Here is a 26189-nt window from a genome sequence, read left to right as displayed (position 1 = left end):
AAGTAAGGCGCCTCGCCGCGAACGACGAGGCCGCGGGTTTACAGGTACTTCACTTCCAGCGTGGCCGAGCCGTCGATCGGGTGTTCATCGCTCAGGTCCAGGCTGTCGGCCCGGGCGATCTGCGCGTACACCACCAGGTCGCTGACGACTTGCTGGATCGGCACCGGCAGCCAGGTGCCCGAGGTTCTATCGCCGAAAGCCGCCAATGCGCTGGGTGGCAGGATCGCGTCCGCCGACTCTGCCCAGGTCGTGCCGTTATCCCCGGATTCCAGCACCGTGACGGCGACAGAGTCGGCGACTGCGTTATTCAGCATCAGGTCGTAGGCCCCCAGCTTCTGCGTACCGTTGATCAACCCCAGGCCGTAGGTGCCGCCGCTGGAGTTGGACCCAGCGCGGTTGTCGGTGCCCTTGACGGCAAACAGGGTGCCGCCGTCGCAGGTGATGGTCAGTTGCAAGGTGGTGCGTGGCAGTTGTTTGGGGGTCGTGAGGTTCAGGTCTTTGGCGGAGATCTTGCCGTAGTCCACCATCCCTCCGCCGGACAGGCCAGGTGTGCAGGCGTTGGGGGTAATCACCCCTTTGACAGTCAGGTCGACGGTGGACGCCGCCAGGGCAGAGGCGCTGGTGCTGAGCAGCAGCGCGGTGGCCAGGGCATTGAGCGTAAGTTTCATGGGGCACACGTTTCCTTTCGAGTGGGGCCGGTTGAATAAAGGGTTACAGGTACTTCAGTTGCACGGTGGCATGGCCGTCCAGCGGCACTTCGTCGAGCACGGTCAGGCGGTCGGTGCCGTCGACCATCGTGTACACGCGCAGGTCGGCACTGAATTGCCGTATCGCAATCGGGGTGTTCGCACCGCCGTTGGTGGCGACCGAGGTCTGGGTGTAGTGGCCCAGGTAAATCGACGGGAGCCAGGTCACCCCGCCATCGGTCGAGTTGATCGTCTTGACCGTGACGCCGTCCGCGACCGGGTTGAGCAGGCCGAATGCGGTGGCGCCAAGTTTTTCGCCACTGTCCGTCAGCCCCAGGCCATGCCAGTAGTCGTTAATTGCCGAAGTGCCGGCGCGGTTATCGATCGTGCTCAGCGCGATGAACGTTGGCGCTTCACACAGGACTTCCATTTGCATGGTCTGCGGCTGCAGTGAGGTCGGGCTGTCGGTGTTGAGTTCCTTGGCCGGCATTTTTCCGTAATCCACCACGCCTCCGCCGGAGAGCATGGGTTCACAGGCATTGGGTGTGATGGTGCCCGTGACGGCGAAGTCGGTACTGCTGGCGGCCAGGACGGTGGGGGCCAGCAGCAACGTGGCGAGAAAGACAGCGGGTGAGGAATTCATCATCGAGCAGCACCTTTTGGTTGCAGGTCAGGGGCGAAGGTGGGTTACAGGTAGAGCACTTCAATGGTGGCCGAGCCGTCGATATTGACTTCGTTGCTCAGGTCCAGGCCGTCGGTGCGGTTGATGTAGCCGCTGTAGGCCACGGGGGTGACCAGTTGCTGGGTGGCACGCGGGGTGCTGGCGTCTGCCAGGGTGGCGACCGAGAGATAGGTGCCGGTTTCAAAGCTGTTCCAACGCTCCCAGGTGACGCCATTGTCGAAAGACCCGATGGCTTGCACGGTTTCGCCGTCGGCCTGGGGCGGGCTACCGTTGGCGCCAAGGGTCAAGCTATAGGAACCTAGCTTTTGCGTGCCGTTGATAAAGCCCAGCCCGAAGCCGCTGCCGCTGCCGGAGCCAATACGGTTGTCGGTCGCCTTGAGGGCGAAGATCACCGGCGCATCGCAGGTCACGGTCATTTGCAGCGTGACTTTCGGCAACAGGGTGATCTGGGTGGCGTTCAAGTCCTTGGCCGACATCTTGCCGTGGTCGATGACCCCGCCACTGGACAGGCTCGGCGTGCAGGCATTCGGGGTGATGATGCCCTTGACTGTCAGGTCCACGGTGCTGGCGGCGAAGGCGGGGGCGGTGCCAGTGATCAGCAGGGCGCTGGCGACGGCGATCAGGTGCTTGTTCATGGTTGTATTGTCTCGGTGTTGGATCAACTGACGGGTGCAGCTCACCGCAGCGCAGAAAGAGGCGCGGTTGGGCGTCGGGTCAGTTCGGATAGTTGGCCGCCAGGTGAGTTGGCGGATTGCCCTCTTGGGGTGGGGCGCAATTTAGCGCCGGGGGGGAGGAGGGGAAATACAAGAATTACGACAATCCGCTATCCCTCTAGCTCGCCTGCGTCAAGTCGGAATAGGTGGGCGGAGCTGTAGGAAAAACTGTCTTTTCGTAGTTCTTGTATCGCAAGAGTGGTATTCATGTGGATAGCTTGATTCGGTAATGGGTGCCAGGCGGATGGGTTAAGGATCACCGTCAAGCGCACCCTCACTAGACGATATGCCAGGGCCGTCTGATGGCCCTGGCAGGTCGGCGCCGATATCGAGGTGGCCATGATGCCAAGCGTGTTTGCTGACGACGCCCCCAGGCAGCAAACGGTGCCATGGCGCAGTCCTCCTGTTCACTGGAAGCACCTGAGCGTGCTGATCGTCGAGGACCATCAGGCCTATCGCGCCTTGATGGGCTGGTTCCTGCAAAAATTCGAAGTCGATCACGAACTGGTGTGCAACGGGCAGGCCGCGTTGACCGCCATCGCCCTGCGGCATTTCGACCTGGTGATCAGCGATTGCCGCATGCCGGTGCTGGATGGCTATAGCATGGCTCGTGAGATCAGGCGGCGAGAGGCCGTACACAGCCGCCCGCGTGTGCCGATCATTGCCTTGACCGCCAAACTCTCTGCGGACGATGCGCGCTGCTGCCTTGAGGCCGGCATGGATGCCTGGCTGCTCAAACCGCTGACCCTGGAACAATTGCGCGGGGTGCTGGAGCAGTGGCTGCCACAGCCGCCGGGCGCCAGTACGAACCCGCCTGCCACAGCCTGCGCCGGGGTGCACTGGCCGACTCGTGCCGAACTGATCAGGACATTTGGCGATGAACAGGTGGTGAACCAGATGTTGCGCACCCTGGTGCGCGAGGCCGAGGCTGATTACGCAGGCCTGGTACAGGCTTGCCGCATCGTCGACCCGCATGCATTGGTCGACTGCCTGCATCGCCTGGCGGGAAGCCTGGCGTTTTTTGGCGAGACGGAGCTGGATCGCTGTGCGGGGGAGTTGATCGAACAGGTGCGCAAGCACGGGATCCGGTGCAACAGGCGGGCATTGCAGCGGTTCGACCAGGACCTGCTGGTGTATCTGCGCTATTTGACAGATTTATGACATTTTCAACGATTCTGTAGGGGGTATTACCTCTGTCTGTGGGCTTAGTTTGTAGGTGGTTTCCTTTTTTGTTGTAGGTAAAAAATCACCCGCTTAAGAACACGGGACGCCATTGAAAACCGCTCCCAGGTGGGCGGTTGTTGCCCGGGACGGACAGGGTTATTTTGCGCAAATCAATTTGCCATCACTCATGGATTTCTATGCTTCGCGTAATTATTGCTGACGATCATCCCATTGTTCGGATCGGGCAGAAGGTGGTGATCGAGGCCAACGGCAAGTGCAAGGTGGTCGGTGAGGCCAACGGCCCGGATGAGCTGCTGCGGGTACTGGGCAGCACCCCTTGCGATGTGCTGGTGACGGACTTCGCCATGCCGGGCGGGCAGCAGGCTGACGGCTATGTGTTGTTGGGCTTGTTGCAACGCCAATACCCCGGGGTGCCGGTGATCTTGGTGACGATGTTCGCCAATATCGCCACCCTGCGTGCCTCGTTTGCCGAGGGCGCCCGAGGCATTGTCGCCAAGAGTGCGTCGGCCAAGGAGTTGCCCACGGCCATCAAGGAAGTCTGCGAGGGCAAGACCTTCGTCAGCGAGTCCCTGCGGACCCAGTTGGTGCAGGCCGGCACGGGCGATCAATCACAATCGCCGCAACTGTCGGGCAAGGAACGCGAAGTGGTGCGCATGCTGGCCAGCGGCATGACCGTCAGCCAGATTGCCGCGCGGGTCAATCGCAGCATCTCCACCATCAGCAAACAGAAAAGTACCGCGATGAACCGGCTGTGTATCTCCACCGATGTGGATTTGTTCCACTATGCTCGCAGCAGCGGAATGGTGCCCTGAAGGGACGGGATGAGGTATTCCTGGCGTTGATGCCAGTAGTGTTCCCCGGCCTTGGGGATTATCGTACCGGCCATCCCAACTTCTTTTGCGGAACCTGCCCATGAGCGACGTCCATAACGCCTTGATCACCGAGTTCTACAGTGCCTTCCAGCGCCTGGATGCCGAGGCCATGAGCGCCTGCTACAGCGACGACGTGGTGTTCAGCGACCCGGCATTCGGTGAACTGCGTGGCCGTGATGCCGGCGACATGTGGCGCATGCTGACCACCCGGGCCAAGGACTTTTCCCTGACCTTCGACAGTGTGCGCAGCGATGAAATTACCGGCAGCGCCCACTGGGTGGCGACCTACCTGTTCAGTGCGACGGGCAACACCGTAGTCAACGATATCCGGGCGCGCTTTGTGTTTCGTGACGGCAAGATCTGCGAGCACCACGACCACTTTGACCTGTGGCGCTGGTCGCGGCAGGCGTTGGGCACCAAAGGCCTGTTGCTGGGCTGGACGCCGCTGGTGAAAAACGCCGTGCGGGCCCAGGCGCTGAAAGGGTTGAAGGCGTTCCAGGCCAGTCGTTGATAAGATTGGCGTTCCTTTGGTTTGCCGAATTGATCCGTGACGACTCCTTCTGAAGCCAAACCGTGGTTTGTCTACCTGGTGCGCGCCGCCAATGGCTCGCTCTATTGCGGTATCAGCAATGACCCGGTGCGCCGCTTTGCCATGCACCAGAGTGGCAAGGGCGCACGGTTTTTCCTCTCAAGCCCCGCCGTGGCGCTGGTGTACACCGAGGCATGCATCAGCAAGGCCGAGGCGCTGCGCCAGGAACGGCTGATCAAGAAACTCAAGAAAAGCGCCAAGGAGTGCCTGGCGGCGATCGGCCCATCAGTTTGACTGATAGGTTCCCATGCGCGCCTTTGCCGGGTTTGCAGGCTAAGCTGGACGCTCACTCATTGAGCGGAGCCTGGCATGACTGAGTTGATCCTGCACCACTACCCGCAATCCCCATTTGCCGAAAAAGCCCGCCTGTTGCTGGGCTTCAAGGGCTTGTCCTGGCGTTCGGTGCACATCTCGCCGGTGATGCCCAAGCCTGACTTGACGGCCCTCACCGGTGGTTATCGCAAGACCCCGGTGTTGCAGGTGGGCGCCGATATCTACTGCGACACCGCACTGATCGCCCGCCGTCTGGAGCAGGAAAAGTCCGCGCCGGCGCTGTTTCCCCAAGGCCTGGAACTGGTCAGCCAAAGCTTCGCCGCCTGGGCTGATTCGACGGTGTTCTCCCATGCCGTGAGCCTGGTGTTCCAGCCGGAATCCCTGGCGGTCAAGTTCGCCAAAGTGCCGCCGGAAATGCTCCAGGTGCTGGTGGCCGACCGCAGCAAATTGTTCAGTGGCGGCACGGCCACCCGTGTGCAACTGGATCAGGCCAAGCATCAATGGCCGGTGATCATCGGTCGTATCAATCAGCAGTTGCAGCACCAGCAGGGCGACTTCCTGTTCGGCGAGCCGTCGATTGCCGACTTCGCCCTGGCGCACCCGTTGTGGTTCCTCATGGGATCGTCGGTCACCTCGCCGCTGGTGGAAACCTATCCTGCGGTGGCCGCCTGGCTCGCCCGGGTGTTGGGTTTCGGGCATGGCACGTCGAGCCAGATGAGTGCCGAGCAAGCCCTGGAAGTCGCGCGCAATGCCACGCCGGCCAACCTGCCGGAAGAAATCTTCGAAGACCCGAACGGCTTCAAGCCCGGCCAGCAAGTGACCATCAGCGCCACCGACTACGGCACCGATCCGGTGGCCGGGGAGTTGCTGTTTGCCGGCCGCGAAGAGCTGATTCTGCGGCGCACCGATGACCGCGCCGGCACCGTGCATGTGCACGTTCCGCGCTTCGGATTTCGGATCCAACCGGCGTGACTGAAATTATTTTCAAATCGGTGTGAGGTAAACCTGTCGGCCATCCGTGTAGTGCTTGAAACTGCGATTAATTCGCATTAACAGCGTTTTTACACACGGGTTCTCAAGCATGAAGTCCAGGGCAACGTCGGCGGGTTCGGTTAAACATTGGCTGGGAGCCTCGGTATTGGCAGTTTCGGGGCTGGCGCTGTTGCCCCTGGGCGTGGCGCAGGCGGCCGAGGCGCAGCAGCAGAGCACGCTGTTCAACTTTGCCCTGGCCGCCAAGCCGCTGCCCCAGGCCTTGAGCGACTTCACCCGGGTGACCGGCATCAGCGTGGTCTACACCGACGAAGCGCCGTACGCCATCAAGGCCCCGGCCATCACCGGGCAGATGAGTGCGGCCCAGGCCATGCAACGCCTGCTGGGTAATTCCGGCTTCACCTTCCGCCAGATCGACGCCCGCACCCTGGCCCTGGAACCGCTGCCCACCGACGGCGCGCTGAACCTCGGTGCCACCACCATCAACGGTGCCGCCCTGGCCTCGGATACCACCAGCTATCAACCGCCGCCTACCAGTTCGGTGATGCGTTCCCACGGCCTGCTGCTGGAAACTCCACAGACTGTCAACGTTGTACCGGCCCAGGTGATGCGCGATCAACAGCCGCGCAACCTCGACGATGCCCTGACCAACATCAGTGGCATCACCCAGGCCAACACCTTGGGCAGCACCCAGGACGCGGTGATGCTGCGGGGTTTTGGTGACAACCGAAACGGTTCGATCATGCAGGACGGCATGCCGCTGGTGCAGGGCCGCGCGCTGAATTCCACCGCCGAGCGCGTCGAAGTGCTCAAGGGCCCGTCGTCGTTGCTGTATGGCATCCAGGATCCGGGCGGCGTGGTCAATATCGTCAGCAAGAAACCCGAGCTGATCCAATCCACCTCGCTGACCGTGCGCGGCTCGACCTTTGGCGACGGCAAGAACGGCAGCGGCGGCAACCTCGACACCACAGGGCCCATCGGTGACAGCGGGTTGGCGTACCGCTTGATCGTCGATCACGAAGACGAAGATTACTGGCGCAACTACGGCACTCACCGCGAGAGCCTGATCGCACCGTCGCTGGCCTGGTACGGCGACAACACCAAGCTGTTGTTTGCCTATGAGCACCGGGAGTTTCTCTCGCCGTTCGACCGTGGCACCGCCATCGACCCCAAGACCAACCACCCGCTCAACATCCCGTCGACTCGCCGCCTGGACGAGCCCTTCAACAACATGGAAGGCCGCTCCGACCTGTACCGCTTCGAGGCCGACCACGATTTGAATGACGACTGGAAAGCCCACTTCGGCTACAGCTGGAACCGCGAGACCTACGACGCCAGCCAGGTGCGTGTGGTCAAGGTCAACGCCAATGGCACCCTGACCCGCAGCATGGACGGCACCCAGGGCGCACTGACCACCGACCGCTTCGCCACCGCCAGCCTTGAAGGCAAGGTCAACGTCGCAGGCATGCAGCACGACCTGACCTTCGGCCTGGATGACGAATACCGCAAGATCTACCGGGCCGACCTGATCCGCCAGGCGCCCCGTGGCACGTTCAACTACAACGACCCGGTCTATGGCAATGAAGTGGCGGGCACCACCGTCAGCGCGCCGGACAGCAACCAGATGGACCTGCTGCGCAGCGACTCGCTGTTCCTGCAGGATGCGATCCACCTCACCGACCAGTGGATCCTGGTGGGTGGCGCGCGTTATCAGATGTACGACCAATACGCCGGCAAGGGTGTCCCGTTCACCGCCAACACCGACGGCAATGGCCAGAAGTGGGTGCCACGCGCGGGCCTGGTGTACCGCTACACTGACGAGCTGTCGTTCTATGGCAGCTACACCGAGTCGTTCAAGCCCAACTCCACCATCGCACCGCTGGCGAACAAAAGTGTGCTGGATGGCAGCCTTGAGCCGGAGCAGTCGAAGTCCTGGGAGTTGGGGACCAAGCTCGATATACCGGGGCGCATCACCGCCAGCGCCGCCCTGTTCAACATCGAAAAACGCAACGTGCTGGTGCAGGTCGGCGATGGCCTGACCTCGGTCTACAGCGTCGCCGGCAAAGTGCGCTCCCGAGGCCTGGAACTGGATGCCAGCGGCCAACTGACGGATAAGTGGAGCGTGATCGGCAGCTATGCCTACACCGATGCCGAAGTCACCGAAGACCCCGAATACAAAGGTAATCGCCTGCAAAACGTGGCGAAGAACACTGGCTCGCTGTCGGCGGTGTATGACTTCGGCAGCATTCTCGGTGGCGACCAACTTCGGGTCGGCGCCGGGGCACGTTATGTCGGCGAGCGAGCAGGGGACGCGGCCAACAGCTTCGAACTGCCGGGCTACACCGTGGCCGATGCGTTCGCCACCTATGACACTAAAATCGAGGGGCAGAAGGTCAAGTTCCAGCTCAACGTGAAGAACCTGTTTGACCGCACCTATTACACCTCGGCCGTGAACACCCAGTTCGTGTCCATCGGCGATGCGCGGCAGGTGTCGGTGTCCAGCACCCTGACGTTCTAAATTCGGCTACACCCTATGGCGCGGTAGCCGGCTGCCTCGCCATACGGTTGTCGAGCTGCTAGCGTGGCCGCCATTAATGACTTTGCGGGAACACGATAGCGATGCAGTTGGGACGATGGATACACACCGGCGGGCTGCTGCTGGGCTTGAGCTTGTTGCTGGGCGGTTGCGCCACGGCGCCGAAAACCTCCACCAGCGCCAGCCTCGACCAGTTGCTGGCCGACCCGGCACTGCACGGCGCCAGCGTATCGCTGATGGTGCGTGATGCCCGCAGCGGCAACACGCTCTACCAGCACAACCCGCGTACGCGGCTGAGCCCGGCTTCGAGCCTCAAGCTGTTGACCACTGCGGCGGCGATGGATGTGCTGGGGCCGCAGTATCGGTTTTCCACGCAACTGTTGAGCGACGGCATCCGCCAGGGCGCGGTGCTTGACGGCAACCTCTACCTGCGCGGCCTGGGCGACCCGACGATCCAGTGGGCGGATTACCAGGCGCTGGCGGCCAACCTGGCGCAGCAGGGCATCCGGCAGGTGCGGGGCGACCTGGTGTTCGACGACACGTTCTTCGACGCCGAGCGCCTGGGCACCGACTGGTCCCAGGACGATGAAAGCACCTACTACGGCGCGCAGATTTCGGCGCTGACGGTGTCGCCCAATGACGACTTTGATGCGGGCTCCCTGCTGGTCACGGCCAGGGCGCCGGTCGTGGCAGGGCGCCCGGTGACGGTGGAGATCAGCCCGGCTACCGATTACGTGCAGCTCAGCAACCGTGCGGTCAGCGGCGCAGGCAACAGCTATGGAATCAATCGCCAGCACGGCACCAACCTGTTGCGCCTCAGTGGCGCGTTGGCGCCGGGCAGGCAGAGCCCGCAACTGGTCAGTGTGTGGGAGCCGACGCAACTGGTGGCCAACCTGTTTGAACAGGCCTTGGCGCAGCAGGGGATTGTCGTGCAGGGGCGTCGGATGATCGGGGGTGTGACGCCGACCACGGCGACGGTGCTCGCGCTGCATGAGTCGGCGCCGTTGCAGGAACTGATCACGCCGTTGCTCAAGCTTTCCAATAACAACATGTCTGAAGCCTTGCTCAAGAGCATGGGGCGCAAGACCGTGAATGCCGGTACGGCGCCTGCCGGTGTGGCGGCGGTGGCCGGGTTCCTGAAGCGTCAGGGGATTGATACGGCGACGTTGAACCAGGTGGACGGTTCAGGGTTGTCCAGGCGTAACCTGGTGTCGTCGCAGAACCTCACGGATGTGCTGCTGGCCGCCAGCAAACAGCCCTGGTTCAACGCCTGGTACAACGCGTTGCCGGTTGCCGGTAATCCGCAGCGACTGGTGGGCGGCAGCCTGCGTTACCGCCTGCGGGGCACCGCTGCGGAAAACAACCTGCACGGCAAGACCGGCTCCATGAGTGGCGTGTCGTCGTTGACTGGGTATGTCACCGATGCCAATGGGCGCAAGCTGGTGTTTTCGATGGTGACCAACAATTACGTGGTCGCAGGCGCGCGGGTTAAGGCGCTGGAAAACCGCCTGGCCACGGCACTGGCCAACAGCACGGACTATTGAGCACCGAAGATCAAAGGTGGGAGCGGGCTTGCTCGCGAATGCGCTGGTTCAGTCAGTACATGTGTTGACTGTCACACCGCTTTCGCGAGCAAGCCCGCTCCCACATTGGACCTGTGCCGTCAGGCAGATTGCATTTCAAGGCAGGAACGCCTGCCGGTATTCACCAGGGGTTGCGCCCATCGCCTGGCGGAACCGGTTGGTAAAGTGGCTCGCGCTGGAAAATCCGCACGCCAGGGCAATCTCGCCCAGCGGCAACGACCCACCCCGCAACAACTCCCGGGCGCGGGCCAGGCGCCGCGCCAGCAGATATTGATGGGGCGGCAGTCCAAAACTCTCGCGAAACATCCGCGCAAAGTGGTACTCCGACAACGCACACAAGCCTGCCAACTGCCCCAGGCTGATCGGCTCCGCCAGTTGCTGGTCGATGTGCTCCACCAGTTGCCGGCGCTGGTGGGCGGCCAGCCCGCCTTTCAAACGCAAACCCTCGCGCATCCCCACCTGGCTGAGCAAGGTATGGCTGAGCATTTCATGGGCCAGGCTGCTGGTCAGCAGGCGTTCGCCGGGCTCTTTCCAGTTCAGGCTGATCAACTGGTGAAAACGCTGGGCCTGCCGCGCATCGTCGAGGAAGGTGCTCTCGCGCAGTTGCACCTCGCGGGGTTCGCGGTCCAGCAAGGTGACGCAGCCCAGGGCGAATTGCTCGGGGCTGAAATACACGTGGGCCAGGCGGATTTCGCCGTTGATCACCCAGGCCGACTGATGCTCGGCCGGCAGGATGCACAGCTTGTCCGGGCCGCCCTTGGTGCCGGGCTGGTCGCGGCGAAAGGTGCCGGTGCCGCCGCCGATGTAGCAGGACAAGGTGTGGTGGTCGGGGGCTTCGTAATCCTGGGCGTCGTGATGGTTGCTCCACAAGGCTGCAGACAAGCCGTCACCGAGCTCGGCGCACAGCTCGAGGCGAGCGTTGGGCGAGCGGTTGAGGGATTGAAAGACTTGCAGGGTTTCCAGTGGCGGCATATTCGTACTCTCTGACGGTTTGCATCCTACTCCCCGCGGCGGCGGCTGTGATCCCGGCAGCCGACAAAAGCGCAAGAATGTGCAAGAGACCTGGTGCCGCCAGGGGCGAAACTGTGGCTCAACCCTCGGAGCCCGCCATGAACCTTTTCCTGTATTTACTCACCGTATTGATCTGGGGCACCACCTGGATTGCCCTCAAGTGGCAACTGGGCGTGGTGGCGATTCCGGTGTCCATCGTCTATCGCTTTGGCCTCGCGGCGCTGGTGCTGTTCGTGATGCTGCTGCTCAGCCGCAAGCTGCAGGTTGTGAACCGGCGCGGGCATCTGATCTGCCTGGCCCAGGGCCTGTGCCTGTTTTGCGTCAACTTCATGTGCTTCCTGACCGCCAGCCAGTGGATTCCCAGCGGCCTGGTGGCGGTGGTGTTCTCGACGGCCACCTTGTGGAACGCGCTGAACGCCCGGGTGTTCTTCGGGCAGAAGGTCGCACGCAATGTGTTGATGGGCGGCGGCCTTGGCTTGCTGGGCCTGGGGCTGTTGTTCTGGCCGGAACTGGTGGGGCACACCGCCAGCCCGCAAACCTTGCTCGGCCTGGGTTTGGCATTGCTCGGCACCATGTGTTTCTCGGCGGGCAATATGCTGTCGAGCCTGCAGCAGAAGGCGGGCCTCAAGCCACTGACCACCAATGCCTGGGGCATGGCCTATGGTGCGTCGATGCTGGCGATGTACTGCGCGGTGCAGGGCATTCCGTTCGACATGGAATGGAACAGCCGGTACATCGGTTCGCTGCTGTACCTGGTGATCCCGGGTTCGGTGATTGGCTTTACCGCCTACCTGACCCTGGTCGGGCGCATGGGGCCGGAGCGGGCGGCGTATTGCACCGTGCTGTTCCCGGTGGTGGCGTTGAACGTCTCGGCGTTTGCCGAGGGCTATCAGTGGACGCCGCCGGCGTTGGCGGGGTTGGTGCTGGTGATGCTGGGGAATGTGTTGGTGTTTCGCAAGCCCAAGGCTGGCGCGCCGATCAATCCAATCTACAAGGCGAAGCAGGTTTAGTGTGGGGGGCTCGACAGCTCCCACATTTGATCTCCTTTACCTGAGAATCACCGTTCATTACTTCAGGCCCAGGCGCTTGGCCATTCGTCCCAGGTTGGCCCGGTCCAGGCCCAGCTCACGGGCGGCACTGGCCCAGTTGTGCTGGTGGCGTTCCAGGCAGGCGCTGATGACCTGGCGCTGGTAGTTCTCGGTGGCCAGGCGCAGGTCGCCGGTGACGTCCGGCACGGGGTCGGGCTGCGCTTCGAGCGGTGGCGCGGTGGCGTTCGGCAAGTCCAGATCCGCCGCGCTGAGGCTGAGAATCTTCGGGCGCTCCCGGCAGTTACCCAGGGCTTTCAAGGCGCTGCGGCCGATCAAGTGTTCCAGTTCGCGCACATTCCCCGGCCAAGTATAAGCCAGCAGTGCCGCCTGGGCATCGCTGGTCAGGCGCAGGCTGCCCAGTCCCATGCGTGAGCGGTTCTGTTCAAGGAAAAAGCCCGCCAGCAACAGCACATCGCGACCGCGCTCACGCAGTGCCGGGACTTGCAGCGGGTACACACTCAAACGGTGATAAAAGTCGGCACGATAGCGGCCGCTGCGTACTTCTTCGGCCAGATCCCGGTTAGTGGCAGCGATCAGGCGCACATCCACCTGATGCTCCTTGTCAGACCCCAGGCGCTGCAACTGGCCACTTTGCAGCACCCGCAGCAGCTTGGCCTGCACGGTGAGGGACAACTCGCCCACTTCATCAAGAAACAGCGTGCCGCCATTCGCCAGCTCGAACTTGCCCCGGCGTTCGTTGAGCGCGCCGGTAAACGCCCCGCGCACGTGGCCGAACAGTTCGCTTTCCACCAGGGTTTCCGGCAGGGCGGCGCAGTTGAGGCTGATCAGCGGTTTCTCGGCGCGGTTTGATGCAGCATGGATCGCCTGGGCCACCAGCTCCTTGCCCACGCCGGTCTCGCCGGTGATCAATACCGTCAGGTCACTGCCACCCACCAGGTTGATTTCTTCCACCAGGCGTTTGTGGCTCTTGCTCTGGCCGATCATTTCCTTGTGCTGCTGGCCGCTGGCCTGGCGGTAGATTTCGGCGCGCTGGTGTTCGTCTTCGGCACGCAGGGCCAGGCGTTCAATGCGTTCAGCGACATTGACGGTGGCGGCGGCGAGGCTGGCGAAGGCTTGCAGGGCGTCCAGTTCCACCCGTTCGAAGCGCTCGGTATCCAGGGCGTCGAGGGTCAGCAGGCCCCAGGGCCGGTCGTCGACAAACAGCGGGCAGCCCATGCAGTCGTGGACTTCAAGGTGCCCGTGCAGGCCATCCACCAGGCCGTCATAGGGGTCGGGCAGTTCGCTGTCGCTGTCAAAGCGGGTAGGGCCGGGGCTGCTGAGCAGCACGGCGAAACGCGGATGTTCGCTGACCTTGAAGCGCCGGCCGAGGGTGTCGGTACTCAAGCCATCCACCGCCAGCGGCACCAGCCATTCGCCGTCGAGGCGCAGCAGGGCGGCCGCGTCGCAGGGTAGCAGGGCGCGCATGGCCTGGAGCAGGCGCCGGTAACGCTCGCCTTCGGGCAACTCGCGGGACAGGTCGGCGACCAGGGGCAGCAGGGTGGTGAGCAGCGGCTTCGCAGTCATAATGACTCCTTGTAGTCATAGTGACTATATAACGTAGGAAGTCATACTGACTACATTAATATTAAGCATTTGATTTATAAGGATTTATTAGTTGGCATGAATACTGAGTAGTAAAGGGTATTCAGTAAGAAGACTCAGGAGTCTGCCATGCTTAGTGCCCAAGACCGTGCCATCGTCAAATCCACCGTGCCCCTGCTGGAAAGTGGCGGCGAAGCCCTGATCACCCATTTCTACCGGATGATGCTGTCCGAATACCCAGAAGTACGTCCGCTGTTCAACCAGGCCCACCAGGCCAGCGGCGACCAGCCCCGGGCCTTGGCCAACGGCGTGCTGATGTACGCCCGGCATATCGACCAACTCGACCAGTTGGGCGATCTGGTGGCAAAGATCATCAACAAGCACGTGGCCCTGCAGATCCTGCCGGAGCATTACCCGATTGTCGGTACCTGCCTGCTGCGGGCAATTTCCGAAGTGCTGGGCAGCGAAATCGCCACCCCTGAAGTGATGAGTGCCTGGGGCGCCGCCTATGGCCAATTGGCCGACATCCTGATCGGTGCCGAGGCGGCTATCTATAAAGAGAAGGAACAAGCACCGGGCGGCTGGCGTGGCGCGCGGCCGTTCACCTTGGTCAAGCGTGTGGAGGAGAGCGCGGAAATTATCTCGTTTTACTTCGCGCCTGTGGATAACGGCCCGATCCTGGCCGCCGAGCCTGGGCAGTACATCGGCATGAAGCTGGTGCTGGAGGGCGAGGAAGTGCGCCGCAACTATTCCCTGTCGGCGCGTGGCGATTCGGGCCAGTACCGCATCAGCGTCAAGCGCGAAGCCGGTGGGCGGGTGTCGAACTACCTGCATGACCAGTTCCATGTGGGTGCGACCATCGATCTGTTCCCGCCTTCGGGGGAGTTCACCCTGGCGGCCAGCGACAAGCCATTGGTGCTGATCAGCGGCGGCGTGGGCATCACGCCAACATTGCCGATGCTCGAAGCGGCGCTGGCCACCGAGCGTCCGATTCACTTTATCCACTGCGCGCGTAATGGCGGCGTGCATGCGTTCCGCGAATGGGTGGACGGCCTGGCGGCGCAGCATCCACAGCTCAAGCGCTTCTATTGCTACGCCGAGGATGATGGCGTGAGCCCGGCGGCGGACAAGGTCGGGATGCTGAGCCAGGAGCAACTGGCGGCGTGGCTGCCGCAGGAGCGCGATGTGGATGCGTACTTCCTGGGGCCTAAAGGCTTCATGGCGGCGATCAAGCGTCACTTGAAGGCCCTGGGTGTGCCGGAAGCGCAGAGCCGGTATGAGTTCTTTGGGCCGGCGTCGGCCCTGGAATAACTTACTCGGTCAAAAATGTGGGAGCGGGCTTGCTCGCGAAAGCGGAGTGTCAGTCACTGAATGTGTGTCTGATACACCGCCTTCGCGAGCAAGCCCGCTCCCACATTTTGATCTCCATTTTCCCTGATTAATCTCCTGTTAATGCCTCCTGTTTAAACCTCCACACGCCAACTGCTCAACTTTCACCGTCCGCGTGTAAACTTGCGGCCATTGGCACAACCATCATTGGCTAAAGGGAAACGGGGATGATCGACGAATTGCGTTTGGGCAGGGAGCGACGCTTTCTGGTACTGCTGGGCATCATCTGCCTGGCGCTGATCGGCGGGGCGCTGTACATGCAGGTGGTGCTGGGCGAGGCCCCTTGCCCGCTGTGCATCCTGCAACGTTATGCCTTGCTGCTGATCGCGATCTTCGCCTTCATCGGTGCCGCCATGCGCACCACCCGCAGTGTCACGGTGTTTGAAGCACTGGTGACCCTCAGCGCCCTGGGGGGCGTCGCCGCTGCCGGCTATCACGTGTACATCCAGTTCTTTCCGAAGGTCAGCTGCGGCATCGACGTGCTGCAACCGATTGTCGATGGCTTGCCGCTGGCCTCGGTGTTTCCCCTGGGGTTCCAGGTCGACGGCTTCTGTGAGACGCCGTACCCGCCCGTGCTCGGCCTGTCCCTGGCCCAGTGGGCGCTGGTGGCCTTTGTGCTGACGGTGATCCTGGTGCCACTGGGCATTTACCGTAATCGCCAGGGCAAAGCCTAAGCGGTTACAACTCAACGCCCCGGCCTTCCTCTAAAGAAGGCTGGGGCGTTTTTGTTTGTAGGCATTTGTGAAGAGGCCGTGACGCGGGGCAAGTTTGGGTGTGCGCAGCGTGCGACATGTTGTCACACGGAAGCTGTCGCAGGACGTTTCTGACGCTCGTAAACGCGCCATAAATTTGCATGAAGCGGCGTTTTATGGCTGTCAGTTCGTCGTCTGGCCGACGCCGCGAGTGGCGTGCGGTCGGCGACATTGCCCGATGTCCGAATGCCTTGTTTTTAGGGGACTTGGATCCGTTTTCGATGCCCTTACAGGCTGTAAGGGATGTGGCAGATTGCCCAATAACACGGCATTTTTTGTGGTTTTTGTCGAGAATCAAACGCGATACGATCGCGGACCTTTGCAATAATGGTGAAGGATTATTGCTGGAAACGATAAAAATTATTTCTGGATAAGACATGGTTTATACATCGCTAGCTAACTACAATCGCCCGCACTGAATGTCCGGTGCTGCTCACCCCTGAGCAAACTAGGGCGGTCGAGAAGCGGATGTAACGTTTCATGCGACCCCAGGTGCCGGCAGCCTTTCAACTATCCGCACCAAATGGAATTGGTCTGTAACAAGGCCTTTGACCAACGAATTCGAATAAGAACTCACCGCTAGCCCGGGACGTGTCGATTCGCGCAAGGTGCGACGGGCAGGCCCTTATTCAATCGAAGAGAAATGCCAACCCTTGGCAGGGTGAAGTGTTGGCGATCAAAACCCAACTGCATTGCGCAAGCTGCTTTAGAGGTCGTGAGATGAGTAAAAACAGGTACCCCCGATTACTAGGCTTTTTGCCGCTGCTTGGCATGATGTTAATGCTGGGAGGCTGCAAGTGGACCTTGCTCGACCCTAAAGGTCAGGTCGGTCTGGATCAACGCAACCTGATCATCACCGCCACCCTGCTGATGCTGTTGGTCGTGGTGCCCGTGATCATCATGACGTTCGCGTTCGCCTGGAAATACCGCGCGTCGAACACCAGCGCCACCTACGCGCCGAAGTGGTCGCACTCCACCAAGATTGAAATCGCGGTGTGGCTGGTGCCGATCCTCATCATCATCGCCCTGGGTTACATCACCTATAAGTCGACCCATGAGCTGGACCCGTACCGTCCGCTGGACTCCGACGTCAAGCCGATCAACATCGAAGTGGTCGCGCTGGACTGGAAGTGGCTGTTCATCTACCCGGACCTGGGTATCGCCACTGTGAACCAGATCCGGTTCCCGGAGAACACCCCGCTTAATTTCCGGATCACCTCCGACGCCGTGATGAACTCGTTCTTCATCCCTGCACTGGGTGGCCAGATCTACGCGATGGCAGGCATGCAGACCCGTCTGCACCTGATCGCGAACGAGAAAGCTGAAATGGAAGGCATCTCCGCCAACTACAGCGGTGCTGGCTTCACCGGCATGAAATTCAAAGCGATCTCGACGAGCCAGGAAGATTTCAACGCCTGGGTAGCCGAAGTCAAGGCCGCACCTAAACAGCTTGATCAAGCTGAATACGACGCCCTTGCCAAACCAAGCCAGAACAACCCAGTCGCCCTGTACTCCACGTACGAGCCGGACCTGTTTCAGAAAATCGTCGACAAGTACGAAGGTATGAAGCCAGGCAAGCCGATCGAGCACGAGAAGAAAGAAGTGGCCGCGGTTGAAGGTTCTGACACGGGCTCGCATTCAACTGCTGGGGCAGAGGAGTAAACGATGTTTGGTAAATTAAGTTGGGATGCGGTCCCGTTCCACGAGCCGATCGTGATGGTGACCATCGCCATGATCGCGCTGGGTGGTCTGGCACTGTTTGCAGGTATCACTTACTTCAAGAAGTGGACCTACCTGTGGACCGAGTGGCTGACTTCGGTCGACCACAAGAAAATCGGCGTCATGTACGTCATCGTTGCCATGGTCATGCTGCTGCGTGGTTTTGCCGACGCCATCATGATGCGTACCCAGTTGGCCATGGCCACCGAGGGTTCGCCTGGCTACCTGCCTCCTGAACACTATGACCAGATCTTCACCGCCCACGGTGTGATCATGATCATCTTCATGGCGATGCCTTTCTTCACCGGCCTGATGAACCTTGCCTTGCCGCTGCAGATCGGTGCGCGTGACGTTGCGTTCCCGTTCCTGAACTCCCTGAGCTTCTGGCTGCTGGTATCCGGCGTAGTGCTGATCAACCTGTCCCTGGGCGTCGGCGAATTCGCCAAGACCGGTTGGGTTGCGTATCCGCCATTGTCGGGCCTGGCCTACAGTCCGGGCGTGGGTGTGGATTACTACATCTGGGCGCTACAGTTATCAGGACTCGGGACGACACTGACGGGGGTCAACTTCCTGGCCACCGTCTTGAAAATGCGCGCCCCTGGCATGAAGCTGATGGACATGCCGATCTTCACCTGGACCTGCACCTGGGCCAACGTACTGATCGTTGCATCGTTCCCGATCCTGGCTGCAACCATGGCGTTGCTGTCGCTTGACCGTTACCTGGATTTCCACATTTTCACCAATGAACTTGGTGGCAATCCAATGATGTACGTGAACCTGTTCTGGGCATGGGGTCACCCTGAGGTGTACATCCTGATCCTGCCAGCGTTCGGTATCTTCTCTGAAGTGATCTCGACCTTCTCGGGCAAGCGCCTGTTCGGTCACCACTCGATGATCTACGCCTCGGGCGCGATCTCGGTACTGGGCTTCATGGTTTGGCTGCACCACTTCTTCACCATGGGTTCGGGGGCCAGCGTCAACGCGTTCTTCGGACTGGCGACGATGCTGATTTCCATCCCGACGGGGGTGAAGCTATTTAACTGGCTATTCACCATCTATCACGGTCGTCTGCGTATCACCAGCCAGGTTCTGTGGACCCTGGGCTTCATGGTGACCTTCGCGATCGGCGGCATGACCGGCGTACTGCTGGCCATCCCGGGTGCTGACTTCGTACTGCACAACAGCCTGTTCGTAATTGCTCACTTCCATAACGTGATCATCGGCGGCGCAGTATTCGGCTACATCGCAGGTTTCAGCTTCTACTTCCCGAAAGCGTTCGGCTTCAAGCTGCACGAAGGCTGGGGCAAGGCTGCATTCTGGTTCTGGATCTCGGGCTTCTTCGTCGCGTTCATGCCGCTCTACGCTCTGGGCTTCATGGGCATGACCCGTCGTCTGAACGCCACGACCAACCCTGAGTGGGTACCGTACCTGTACGTTGCCATGGTGGGTGCACTGATGATCGCTGTGGGTATCGCCTGCCAGCTGATCCAGCTGTATGTCAGCGTGCGTGATCGCAAGCAGAACATGTGCGAATCCGGCGACCCATGGAATGCACACACCCTGGAATGGTCGACTTCGTCGCCACCGCCGTTCTACAACTTTGCCGTACTGCCGAAGGCTGACAGCATCGATCCGTTCACCGAAGCCAAGGAAGACGGTACTGCGTACCAGAAGCCTGCGCGTTACGAACCGATCCACATGCCTAACAACACCGCTACCGGCGTTGTGATGGGCGCGCTGTTGACCGTGTTCGGTTTCGCGATGATCTGGCACATCTGGTGGCTGGCCATCGTGAGCCTGGTGGGCACCATCGGCTACTTCATCGTTCACGCTGCCCGTGATGACCAAGGCTACATGGTGCCGGTCGACGTGATCGAACGCATCGAAGCCGAGCAACACGCTCGCCTGGTTGCCGAGAAGAAGATCCCGGCCAACCGTGTTGAAACCTCGTTGGAACAGGCTTAAACCATGTCGAACTTAGTGACCAATGCTGGACACGCCCATGTCGATGACCATGGGCACGATGACCATCACCACGACTCGGGGCCAATGACCGTATTCGGTTTCTGGCTCTACCTGATGACCGACTGCATCTTGTTTGCGTCGATCTTCGCGGTGTACGCGGTACTGGTAAACAACGTAGCGGGTGGCCCGTCGGGCCACGACATCTTCGAACTGCCTTACGTGCTCGGCGAAACCGCCTTGCTGTTGTTCAGCTCGATCACCTACGGCTTCGCCATGCTGGCCTTCTACAAGGGCAGCAAGAAAGGCGTCCTGAGCTGGTTGGCACTGACCTTCCTGTTCGGCCTGGGCTTCATCGGCATGGAGGTCAACGAGTTCCACCTGCTGATCTCCGAAGGTTACGGCCCGCACCGTAGCGGCTTCCTGTCGGCGTTCTTCACGCTGGTAGGCACCCACGGTCTGCACGTGACTGCCGGTCTGATCTGGATGGCGACCATGATGTATCAGGTCAACAAACATGGCCTGACCAACACCAACAAGACTCGCCTGAGCTGCCTGAGCCTGTTCTGGCACTTCCTGGACGTGGTCTGGATCTGCGTCTTCACCGTTGTCTACCTGATGGGGACTCTGTAATGGCTAATGCACATTCCCATGACAGCCATGATGACAGCCACGGCAGCGTCAAGTCGTACGCCATTGGCTTCATCCTGTCGGTCATCCTGACGCTGATCCCGTTCGGCCTGGTGATGTACCCAACCTTGCCGAAGTCGATCACCTTGATGATCGTCCTGGCGTTCGCGGTGATCCAGGTCCTGGTTCACCTGGTGTACTTCCTGCACCTGGACCGCTCGAAGGCTCAGCGCGATAACGTGATTGCGTTCGTGTTCGCAGGTTTGGTGATCCTCCTGCTGGTTGGCCTGTCGGTATGGATCATGTTCAGCATCCATACGTTCATGATGGCGAAGTGAGGTAAGACCCGATGTCGCTTAAGCACTTTATCCAAATCACCAAACCGGGGATCATTTTCGGTAACGTGCTTTCTGTGGCAGGCGGTTTCTTCCTGGCCTCCAAGGGGCATGTCGATCTGGCCATTTTCCTGGCTGCGATGATCGGCACGTCCCTGGTGGTAGCTTCCGGTTGTGTATTCAACAACTGCATCGACCGCGATATCGACATCAAGATGGAACGCACCAAGAATCGTGTGCTGGTCCAGGGCCTTATCTCCCTGAAACTGGCACTGATCTTCGCGACCATCCTGGGTATCGCCGGCGTGGTGTTGCTGTACAAGGTGGCCAACCCGCTGGCGGCGCTGTTTGCCGTGATCGGCTTTGTCATCTACGTCGGCTTCTACAGCCTGTACCTCAAGCGCAAGTCGGTTCACGGCACGCTGGTGGGCAGTCTGTCGGGGGCGATGCCGCCGGTGATTGGTTATGTGGCTGTGACCAATAGCTTCGACATGGCCGCGTTGGTGCTACTGGTGATGTTCAGCCTGTGGCAGATGCCGCACTCCTATGCCATCGCGATCTTCCGCTTCAACGACTACCTGGCTGCCTCGATTCCGGTTCTTCCGGTCAAGCGTGGCATCAAGGTCGCCAAGAAACACATCCTGCTCTACATCCTGGCCTTCCTCGTGGCGACCTTGATGTTGACCTTCAGTGGCTACGCCGGCATGAGCTACCTCGCCGTTGCCGCCGCCATGGGCATGTACTGGTTGTACATGGCCTGGACCGGCTACAAGGCGGTGGATGACACCGTCTGGGCACGCAAGCTGTTCGTCTTCTCGATCTTCACCATCACCGCCTTGAGCGTGATGATGTCCCTGGATTTCCAGGTGCCGAAAGAGTTGCTGCTGACGTACGCTCACTGAGTGATCGAGCAGTAAAAAGCCCCGCCTTCGAAAGAAGCGCGGGGTTTTTTATTGAGGGGCCTTTAAACTATGCCAAATCTTACAAATGCAGGAAGCAGCGTGATGAGTAAAAAAGCCGTTATCGTATTCAGTGGTGGGCAGGATTCGACCACCTGCCTGATCCAGGCACTGGCGCTGTATGACGAGGTGCACTGCATTACCTTCGATTATGGCCAGCGCCATGTGGCGGAAATCGAAGTCGCACAGAAACTCGCCAAACAGCTGGGCGCCACCGTTCACAAAGTGATGGACGTGTCGCTGTTGAACGAGCTGGCCATCAGCAGCCTGACCCGCGACAACATTCCGGTACCCACGGTGAACAGCTCGGGCGAGAGTTTGCCGAGCACATTCGTGCCTGGCAGGAACATTCTGTTTTTGACCCTCGCGGCGATCTACGCCTACCAGGTCAAGGCGGAAACGGTGATCACCGGGGTGTGTGAAACCGACTTCTCCGGCTATCCCGATTGCCGGGACGAGTTCGTCAAGGCGCTGAACAAAGCGCTGCAACTGGGCATGGAATACGACGTACGCCTGGAAACGCCGTTGATGTGGCTGAACAAGGCCGAGACCTGGGCCCTGGCGGACGATCACCAGCAGCTGGACCTGATCCGCAACCAGACCCTGACCTGCTACAACGGCATTATCGGTACGGGTTGTGGCAACTGCGACGCGTGCAACCTTCGCGCACGTGGCCTGAACGACTACCTCGAAAACAAGGCAGCCGTCATGCAGAGCCTGAAAAGCAAACTGGCGTGATGTCGATCGTTCCCACGCTCCGCGTGGGAACGATCATCAGCTGGCGTGTGGTTGGGCCTGGGTATCGCCCGTGATGTAGCGCTTGAACAGCGAGCGGGCACCATAGGCCGGCAGGATGTTGAAGAAGGCAAAGCAAACCTTGATCGCGATCTGCACGTAGATCATGTTCAGGATGTCGCTGGTCTGCATGGCGCCGTAGAACGCGATGAAGCAGAACAGGAAACTGTCGATGATCACCGCGAAGAACGTACTCAGGAAAATCCGCAGGAACAGGTACCTGGAATTGGTCAGCTCCTTGATCTTGCACAGCAGGTACGAGTTGATGTTCTCCGACACCAGGAACGAAACCGAAGAGGCGATGAGCACCGACGACACCTGGATGATCACGTCGTTGTAAGGCCCGTCGAGCTTCCAGCCTGGCAAGCCGGGGAGGAAGGTCGAGCCGTAGAGCAGGATGATGATCATCGCGTTACTGGCAAACGCAAACAGGATGGCCCGTCTCGCCAGCCGCAGGCCGAATTGTTCGTTGAGCAAGTCCACGATCAGAAACGTCAGCGGGTAAAGGAACGTGCCGGGCGTGACGATAATGCCCAGAGACTCCAAGTAGATAGGTTTGGTCGCGGCGATGCTGGTGAAGATATAGAACGTAAAGAGCAGCAGGTTCAGGATGATGTAAATCATCCATGAGTTCTCGTTGCGGTCGTTGAGGTCGTACGCGGTCAGCGCTCCGCCCTGTGAGTAGAACTTCTTGTACATGTTCTTGACTTCCATTTTGTTTAAATTGTCCATGATTTCGCTGTTCAGCACTTCGCTCAGCTTTATCCGAATGATCTTGCCCGTGGCGATCACCATGATCACCGCCAGGCTCTTGTCATTCTCGAACCCCAGCAACTTGTATTTGCTGTTCTCGACTTCGTGCTCATACGTTGTCATTGAAGCGCTCCTCGATGATATCTCCCACCACACAGATACGATCCGAGCTGACACACGCTTGATCCGTGATAAATAGTTTTTTGCTGAGCCTGTCGTACACCAACTTTTCCTTGTCGTCGCTCGACGTCCCTTTCTGCACGATCAACAAATCGCCCGGCTCGTTGACACCGGCAATCGCATGTTCCAGCAGCACGGCTATCAAGTTGTAGGAAGTGCCGAAGTAGTAGGTCAGCGGGTACAGCGTGGCGAGTTCGCCAATGCGCTTGTCCATGCTGGCCATGACCTGGCTTTGCTTGATGATCGGCACGGCAGCAGGGTTCATGTTGCCCTGGGGGGAAATACTGCTGTCGATGATCTCTTTTTCTTCGAAGTCGAGGGTCTCGATTTCTTCATAGGAAACGCCGAAGAAATCCGAGATCTTGCGGATGGTGGACTGCTGTACGTTGACGACCTTGCCTTCCAGAATGTTGTAGATCGTGGTTCTGGTCAGGCCGGCCGCATTGCACAACGACAGCTGCGTCTCTCCGCGGCTCTTGATCAGGTATTTGATATTGCTCTTCAAATACTCGGTGCGTTCTTTTCTGTGAATCAAATGCCCACCACTTCCTTATGTTCTACACAGAGCGTCCATGTTGCGCTGGGGGTGCGTACTTCGCCGCGGCGCGAAGTGTTGCATGCGCCTGCCACAAGAATAAAGACCGTGATCAGTTTTTTGGCGATTGGCCATCATCCAGCCAGGAAAAACCGCGTCTTGTCCCCCTGTGTGCGGCCAAAAAGAATCATTTAATTTGGAAAATGTTCATTTTTCTGCTTAATTGCCCTGCGCCCAACGGAAAGGCGCACGGGATTTTCAGGGAAGGAACACAGGACAATGGCAGTCGACACGCAACCACTTACCCACCAGGCCGACCTGCTGCAACGAGGGCTGGCGGATCTACGGGCAGAAGACGCGGAGCTGGCAACGTTGCTGGATGCGGAAGTCACGCGCCAACACCAGACGCTGTCGCTGGCCGCTTCGTCCTGCGCAGTGAGGCCGAATATCCTGGCGGCGTCCGCCTCGCTGCTGGTCAACGTGACCGCCGAGGGCACGCCCGGCTGGCGTCATCACGCCGGCTGCGAGAATGCCGACCGGGTCGAAGCCCTGGCTGTGCGCCGAGCGCGTGAGCTGTTCGGTGCGCAATACGCCGGCGTGCAATCACACTCGGGGTCGACTGCCAACTATCAGGTACTGGCGGCCTTGCTGGAGCCGGGAGACACCGTGCTCGGCATGGCCCCCGATCATGGCGGGCATCTGAGCCACGCCAGCCCCGTCGCGTTCACCGGCGCGAACTACAAGGCGCTCCGGTACGGCACTACCTCCAAGGGTGTTATCGACTACGACCAGGTGCGCACACTGGCGCTGGCCCATCGCCCGCGCGTGATCATCTGCGGGGCGACGGCCTACTCGCACACCATTGATTTCGCGCGCTTGCGTGGGATTGCCGACGAAGCCGGGTCGATCCTGCTGGCGGACATTTCGACCATCGCCGGCCTGGTCGCCACCGGGCGCCATCCGAGCCCGATCGACGCAGCCCACGTCACTACGCTGTGCACCCATAAACAACTGGGCGGCCCGCGTGGCGGCCTGATCCTTTCCGGTCGCGACGCCGAAACCAAGGTGCCGGGCCTTAAGACCAGCTTCAGCCGGCTCCTCGATCAAGCCGTGTTCCCACGAATGCAGGGCGCACCGGCCTTCAACATGATCGCGGCAAAGGCGGCGGCGTTCGGCTACGCCATGTCCGCGGATTTCGACGCCTGGATGGCGCGTATTCGCACCACGGCCGACGAACTGGCCAACGCGTTCCAGGCCTGTGACTACGAGGTGGTGGGCGGGCGCAGTGAAAACCACTCGGTGCTGATTCGCTTGCGTGGCGGCATCACCGGCGCCATCGCCCAGGCGGCGCTGGAGCAGTGCGGCATCATCGTGGACAAGCATCGCGCACCGGGAGAGACGCGACCATCATTCGTCGCTGGCGGGTTGTGTATCGGCACCGGCTCCCTGGCGCAACGCCAGCTCGACGCCGATGGATGTCGGCAGGTCGTCGAACTGGTGTGCCGGGTACTCGATGCGGTCACGCCCCTCAACGAGCACAAGTTCACCCTGGATCCGAATGCACAGGAATCACTGCGCTTGCAGGCTCAAGCCTTGTGCGCGAAGTATCCCCTCGCGGATTACCTGCACAACTGAGCAAACATCCAAATGGATGTTTCATGTTATTGCAGGATAAATTGCTGTACGGTGTTTAAGCGGCTGTTATAGACGGTCGCGTTGTTGCTCATTCTCATCATTAACAAGCTGCACGACAGCTTGGCGTTCTCCTGGCAGTTATAAAAAGGGCTCTTAAAGTCCGTTCAACCTCCGTGAACGAAGTACTCAGCCTTTTGCAGTGAAGTCGAACTAGGCCCGTGCGCCGATAGTTGTTCGACTCATGAGGAGATATCCCGTGATAACCCGAAGAAAACTCCTGTATTCAGGCGCAGCCTTGACCGGTGCTGGCCTGTTTGCCCCGCTGTGGGCAGGTGCCGCGCTGGCGCAGGAAGTCAGCAGCGCCGCCAGCGACGACATTGAATCCTTCCGCCAACTGTCGATGTTCCTCCTCGAACGCTCGAACCTGGATGCCGCCTTGTCCTTGCGCATCCTGGCCCAGTGCACCCGGAACGACCCTGCATTCCCCGAGAAGATCAAAGCCTTGTGGAGCAAGGTTGGCCAGCATCACTTGCGCAACGTCGGCCAGTTGTCCGGCAGCCCGTTCTACGCCGACCCGGTGATCAAGGACACGACGCAGAAAATCGTCTCCGCCTGGTACCTGGGCTACACCGGCACGCCGGTGTCCCTGCGCGCCACCGACGGCACGCGGCTGGTCACCTTCACCGGCGCCCTGGCCTATGCGCCGACCGCGGACGCCACGGTGATCCCGACGTACTCCCGGGGAAAAACCAATTACTGGGTCAATCCTCCGGCCACGCTGGCCAACGACTAAGA

25 protein-coding genes are annotated in these 26189 nt (G+C 60.3%); 18 read left to right on the top strand and 7 right to left on the bottom strand.

Annotation, left to right across the window (positions count from 1 at the left end):
• Positions 1 to 38 precede the first annotated feature (38 nt).
• From HX786_RS22645 to HX786_RS22635, 3 genes are read right to left on the bottom strand one after another with little or no spacing between them, the layout of a single operon-like run.
• Complete coding sequence (locus HX786_RS22645) at positions 39 to 668, bottom strand: DUF1120 domain-containing protein (RefSeq protein WP_008435636.1); 630 nt, start codon at positions 666 to 668, stop codon at positions 39 to 41.
• Between the two features lie 43 nt (positions 669 to 711).
• Positions 712 to 1329 carry a DUF1120 domain-containing protein gene (locus tag HX786_RS22640; RefSeq protein WP_166742204.1) on the bottom strand — a complete coding sequence of 206 codons (618 nt, stop codon included), beginning with the start codon at positions 1327 to 1329 and terminating at the stop codon, positions 712 to 714.
• A 44-nt stretch (positions 1330 to 1373) separates the two neighbouring features.
• On the bottom strand, positions 1374 to 2003 hold the full coding sequence (locus tag HX786_RS22635; protein ID WP_087692818.1) for a DUF1120 domain-containing protein: 630 nt from the start codon (positions 2001 to 2003) through the stop codon (positions 1374 to 1376).
• 504 nt (positions 2004 to 2507) lie between these two features.
• Here HX786_RS22635 and HX786_RS22630 point away from each other — a divergent pair.
• The 7 genes from HX786_RS22630 to dacB all read left to right on the top strand — a co-directional run bounded on the left by HX786_RS22630 (position 2508) and on the right by dacB (position 10070).
• Entirely contained in the window at positions 2508 to 3242 is a 735-nt protein-coding gene (locus HX786_RS22630) for a response regulator (protein ID WP_178912617.1), read from the top strand.
• Between the two features lie 200 nt (positions 3243 to 3442).
• The gene (locus tag HX786_RS22625) at positions 3443 to 4078 is read left to right on the top strand and encodes a response regulator transcription factor (RefSeq protein ID WP_178903517.1); all 636 of its coding nucleotides are present in this window, start codon (positions 3443 to 3445) and stop codon (positions 4076 to 4078) included.
• 100 nt (positions 4079 to 4178) lie between these two features.
• Entirely contained in the window at positions 4179 to 4649 is a 471-nt protein-coding gene (locus tag HX786_RS22620; protein WP_178903518.1) for a nuclear transport factor 2 family protein, read from the top strand.
• Between the two features lie 36 nt (positions 4650 to 4685).
• On the top strand, positions 4686 to 4961 hold the full coding sequence (locus HX786_RS22615) for a GIY-YIG nuclease family protein (RefSeq protein ID WP_003216354.1): 276 nt from the start codon (positions 4686 to 4688) through the stop codon (positions 4959 to 4961).
• A gap of 75 nt (positions 4962 to 5036) precedes the next feature.
• Positions 5037 to 5972 carry a glutathione S-transferase family protein gene (locus HX786_RS22610; protein WP_008435631.1) on the top strand — a complete coding sequence of 312 codons (936 nt, stop codon included), beginning with the start codon at positions 5037 to 5039 and terminating at the stop codon, positions 5970 to 5972.
• Positions 5973 to 6081: 109 nt separating this feature from the next.
• Positions 6082 to 8508, top strand: coding sequence for a TonB-dependent receptor (locus HX786_RS22605; protein WP_050550311.1), 2427 nt, complete (start codon positions 6082 to 6084; stop codon positions 8506 to 8508).
• Between the two features lie 101 nt (positions 8509 to 8609).
• Entirely contained in the window at positions 8610 to 10070 is a 1461-nt protein-coding gene (gene dacB, locus HX786_RS22600) for a D-alanyl-D-alanine carboxypeptidase/D-alanyl-D-alanine-endopeptidase (protein ID WP_008435629.1), read from the top strand.
• Between the two features lie 135 nt (positions 10071 to 10205).
• Here dacB and HX786_RS22595 read toward each other — a convergent pair whose 3' ends face one another.
• Positions 10206 to 11081 (bottom strand): helix-turn-helix domain-containing protein, encoded by an 876-nt coding sequence (locus HX786_RS22595; RefSeq protein ID WP_178912609.1) that lies wholly within the window; start codon positions 11079 to 11081, stop codon positions 10206 to 10208.
• A gap of 137 nt (positions 11082 to 11218) precedes the next feature.
• On the opposite strand from HX786_RS22595, the gene HX786_RS22590 reads away from it, so the two are divergent.
• Positions 11219 to 12130, top strand: a complete 912-nt coding sequence (locus tag HX786_RS22590; RefSeq protein ID WP_177040290.1) for a DMT family transporter — start codon at positions 11219 to 11221, stop codon at positions 12128 to 12130.
• A 57-nt stretch (positions 12131 to 12187) separates the two neighbouring features.
• Here HX786_RS22590 and norR read toward each other — a convergent pair whose 3' ends face one another.
• Complete coding sequence (norR, locus tag HX786_RS22585) at positions 12188 to 13732, bottom strand: nitric oxide reductase transcriptional regulator NorR (protein WP_087692812.1); 1545 nt, start codon at positions 13730 to 13732, stop codon at positions 12188 to 12190.
• Positions 13733 to 13879: 147 nt separating this feature from the next.
• Between norR and hmpA the strand changes: the two genes are divergently transcribed.
• The 8 genes from hmpA (at position 13880) to queC (ending at position 22234) form a co-directional block, all read left to right on the top strand.
• Complete coding sequence (gene hmpA / locus HX786_RS22580; protein WP_177036191.1) at positions 13880 to 15061, top strand: NO-inducible flavohemoprotein; 1182 nt, start codon at positions 13880 to 13882, stop codon at positions 15059 to 15061.
• A 245-nt stretch (positions 15062 to 15306) separates the two neighbouring features.
• Positions 15307 to 15813 carry a disulfide bond formation protein B gene (locus HX786_RS22575; RefSeq protein ID WP_008435621.1) on the top strand — a complete coding sequence of 169 codons (507 nt, stop codon included), beginning with the start codon at positions 15307 to 15309 and terminating at the stop codon, positions 15811 to 15813.
• 798 nt (positions 15814 to 16611) lie between these two features.
• Complete coding sequence (gene cyoA, locus HX786_RS22570) at positions 16612 to 17553, top strand: ubiquinol oxidase subunit II (protein ID WP_008435619.1); 942 nt, start codon at positions 16612 to 16614, stop codon at positions 17551 to 17553.
• A 3-nt stretch (positions 17554 to 17556) separates the two neighbouring features.
• Positions 17557 to 19575 carry a cytochrome o ubiquinol oxidase subunit I gene (gene cyoB / locus HX786_RS22565; protein ID WP_003216371.1) on the top strand — a complete coding sequence of 673 codons (2019 nt, stop codon included), beginning with the start codon at positions 17557 to 17559 and terminating at the stop codon, positions 19573 to 19575.
• A gap of 3 nt (positions 19576 to 19578) precedes the next feature.
• Positions 19579 to 20205: a cytochrome o ubiquinol oxidase subunit III gene (locus tag HX786_RS22560; protein WP_008435616.1), complete on the top strand. Its 627-nt coding sequence runs from the start codon at positions 19579 to 19581 to the stop codon at positions 20203 to 20205.
• Entirely contained in the window at positions 20205 to 20540 is a 336-nt protein-coding gene (gene cyoD, locus HX786_RS22555; RefSeq protein WP_003216374.1) for a cytochrome o ubiquinol oxidase subunit IV, read from the top strand. Before HX786_RS22560 ends, cyoD begins: the two co-directional genes overlap by 1 nt.
• Before the next feature lie 11 nt (positions 20541 to 20551).
• Complete coding sequence (gene cyoE, locus HX786_RS22550) at positions 20552 to 21439, top strand: heme o synthase (RefSeq protein ID WP_003216376.1); 888 nt, start codon at positions 20552 to 20554, stop codon at positions 21437 to 21439.
• A gap of 102 nt (positions 21440 to 21541) precedes the next feature.
• On the top strand, positions 21542 to 22234 hold the full coding sequence (gene queC / locus HX786_RS22545; RefSeq protein WP_003216378.1) for a 7-cyano-7-deazaguanine synthase QueC: 693 nt from the start codon (positions 21542 to 21544) through the stop codon (positions 22232 to 22234).
• 36 nt (positions 22235 to 22270) lie between these two features.
• Here queC and HX786_RS22540 read toward each other — a convergent pair whose 3' ends face one another.
• Together HX786_RS22540 and HX786_RS22535 are read right to left on the bottom strand one after the other, a co-directional pair.
• Positions 22271 to 23167 carry a queuosine precursor transporter gene (locus tag HX786_RS22540; RefSeq protein ID WP_003216380.1) on the bottom strand — a complete coding sequence of 299 codons (897 nt, stop codon included), beginning with the start codon at positions 23165 to 23167 and terminating at the stop codon, positions 22271 to 22273.
• Positions 23154 to 23759, bottom strand: a complete 606-nt coding sequence (locus tag HX786_RS22535) for a helix-turn-helix transcriptional regulator (RefSeq protein WP_003216382.1) — start codon at positions 23757 to 23759, stop codon at positions 23154 to 23156. The genes HX786_RS22540 and HX786_RS22535 overlap by 14 nt, the downstream gene beginning before the upstream one ends.
• 279 nt (positions 23760 to 24038) lie before the next feature.
• On the opposite strand from HX786_RS22535, the gene glyA reads away from it, so the two are divergent.
• Positions 24039 to 25394 carry a serine hydroxymethyltransferase gene (glyA, locus tag HX786_RS22530; RefSeq protein ID WP_178912608.1) on the top strand — a complete coding sequence of 452 codons (1356 nt, stop codon included), beginning with the start codon at positions 24039 to 24041 and terminating at the stop codon, positions 25392 to 25394.
• 256 nt (positions 25395 to 25650) lie between these two features.
• A complete protein-coding gene (locus HX786_RS22525) occupies positions 25651 to 26187 on the top strand; it encodes a sugar dehydrogenase complex small subunit (RefSeq protein ID WP_023659207.1) in 537 nt (178 codons plus the stop codon).
• Positions 26188 to 26189 lie beyond the last annotated feature (2 nt).

The sequence above is a fragment of the Pseudomonas sp. 21615526 genome, from assembly GCF_013386245.1.
In the GTDB taxonomy this organism is placed as follows: domain Bacteria; phylum Pseudomonadota; class Gammaproteobacteria; order Pseudomonadales; family Pseudomonadaceae; genus Aquipseudomonas.
Note: the sequence above shows the minus strand (reverse complement) of the source record. Positions and strands in the feature narration are given on the sequence as shown.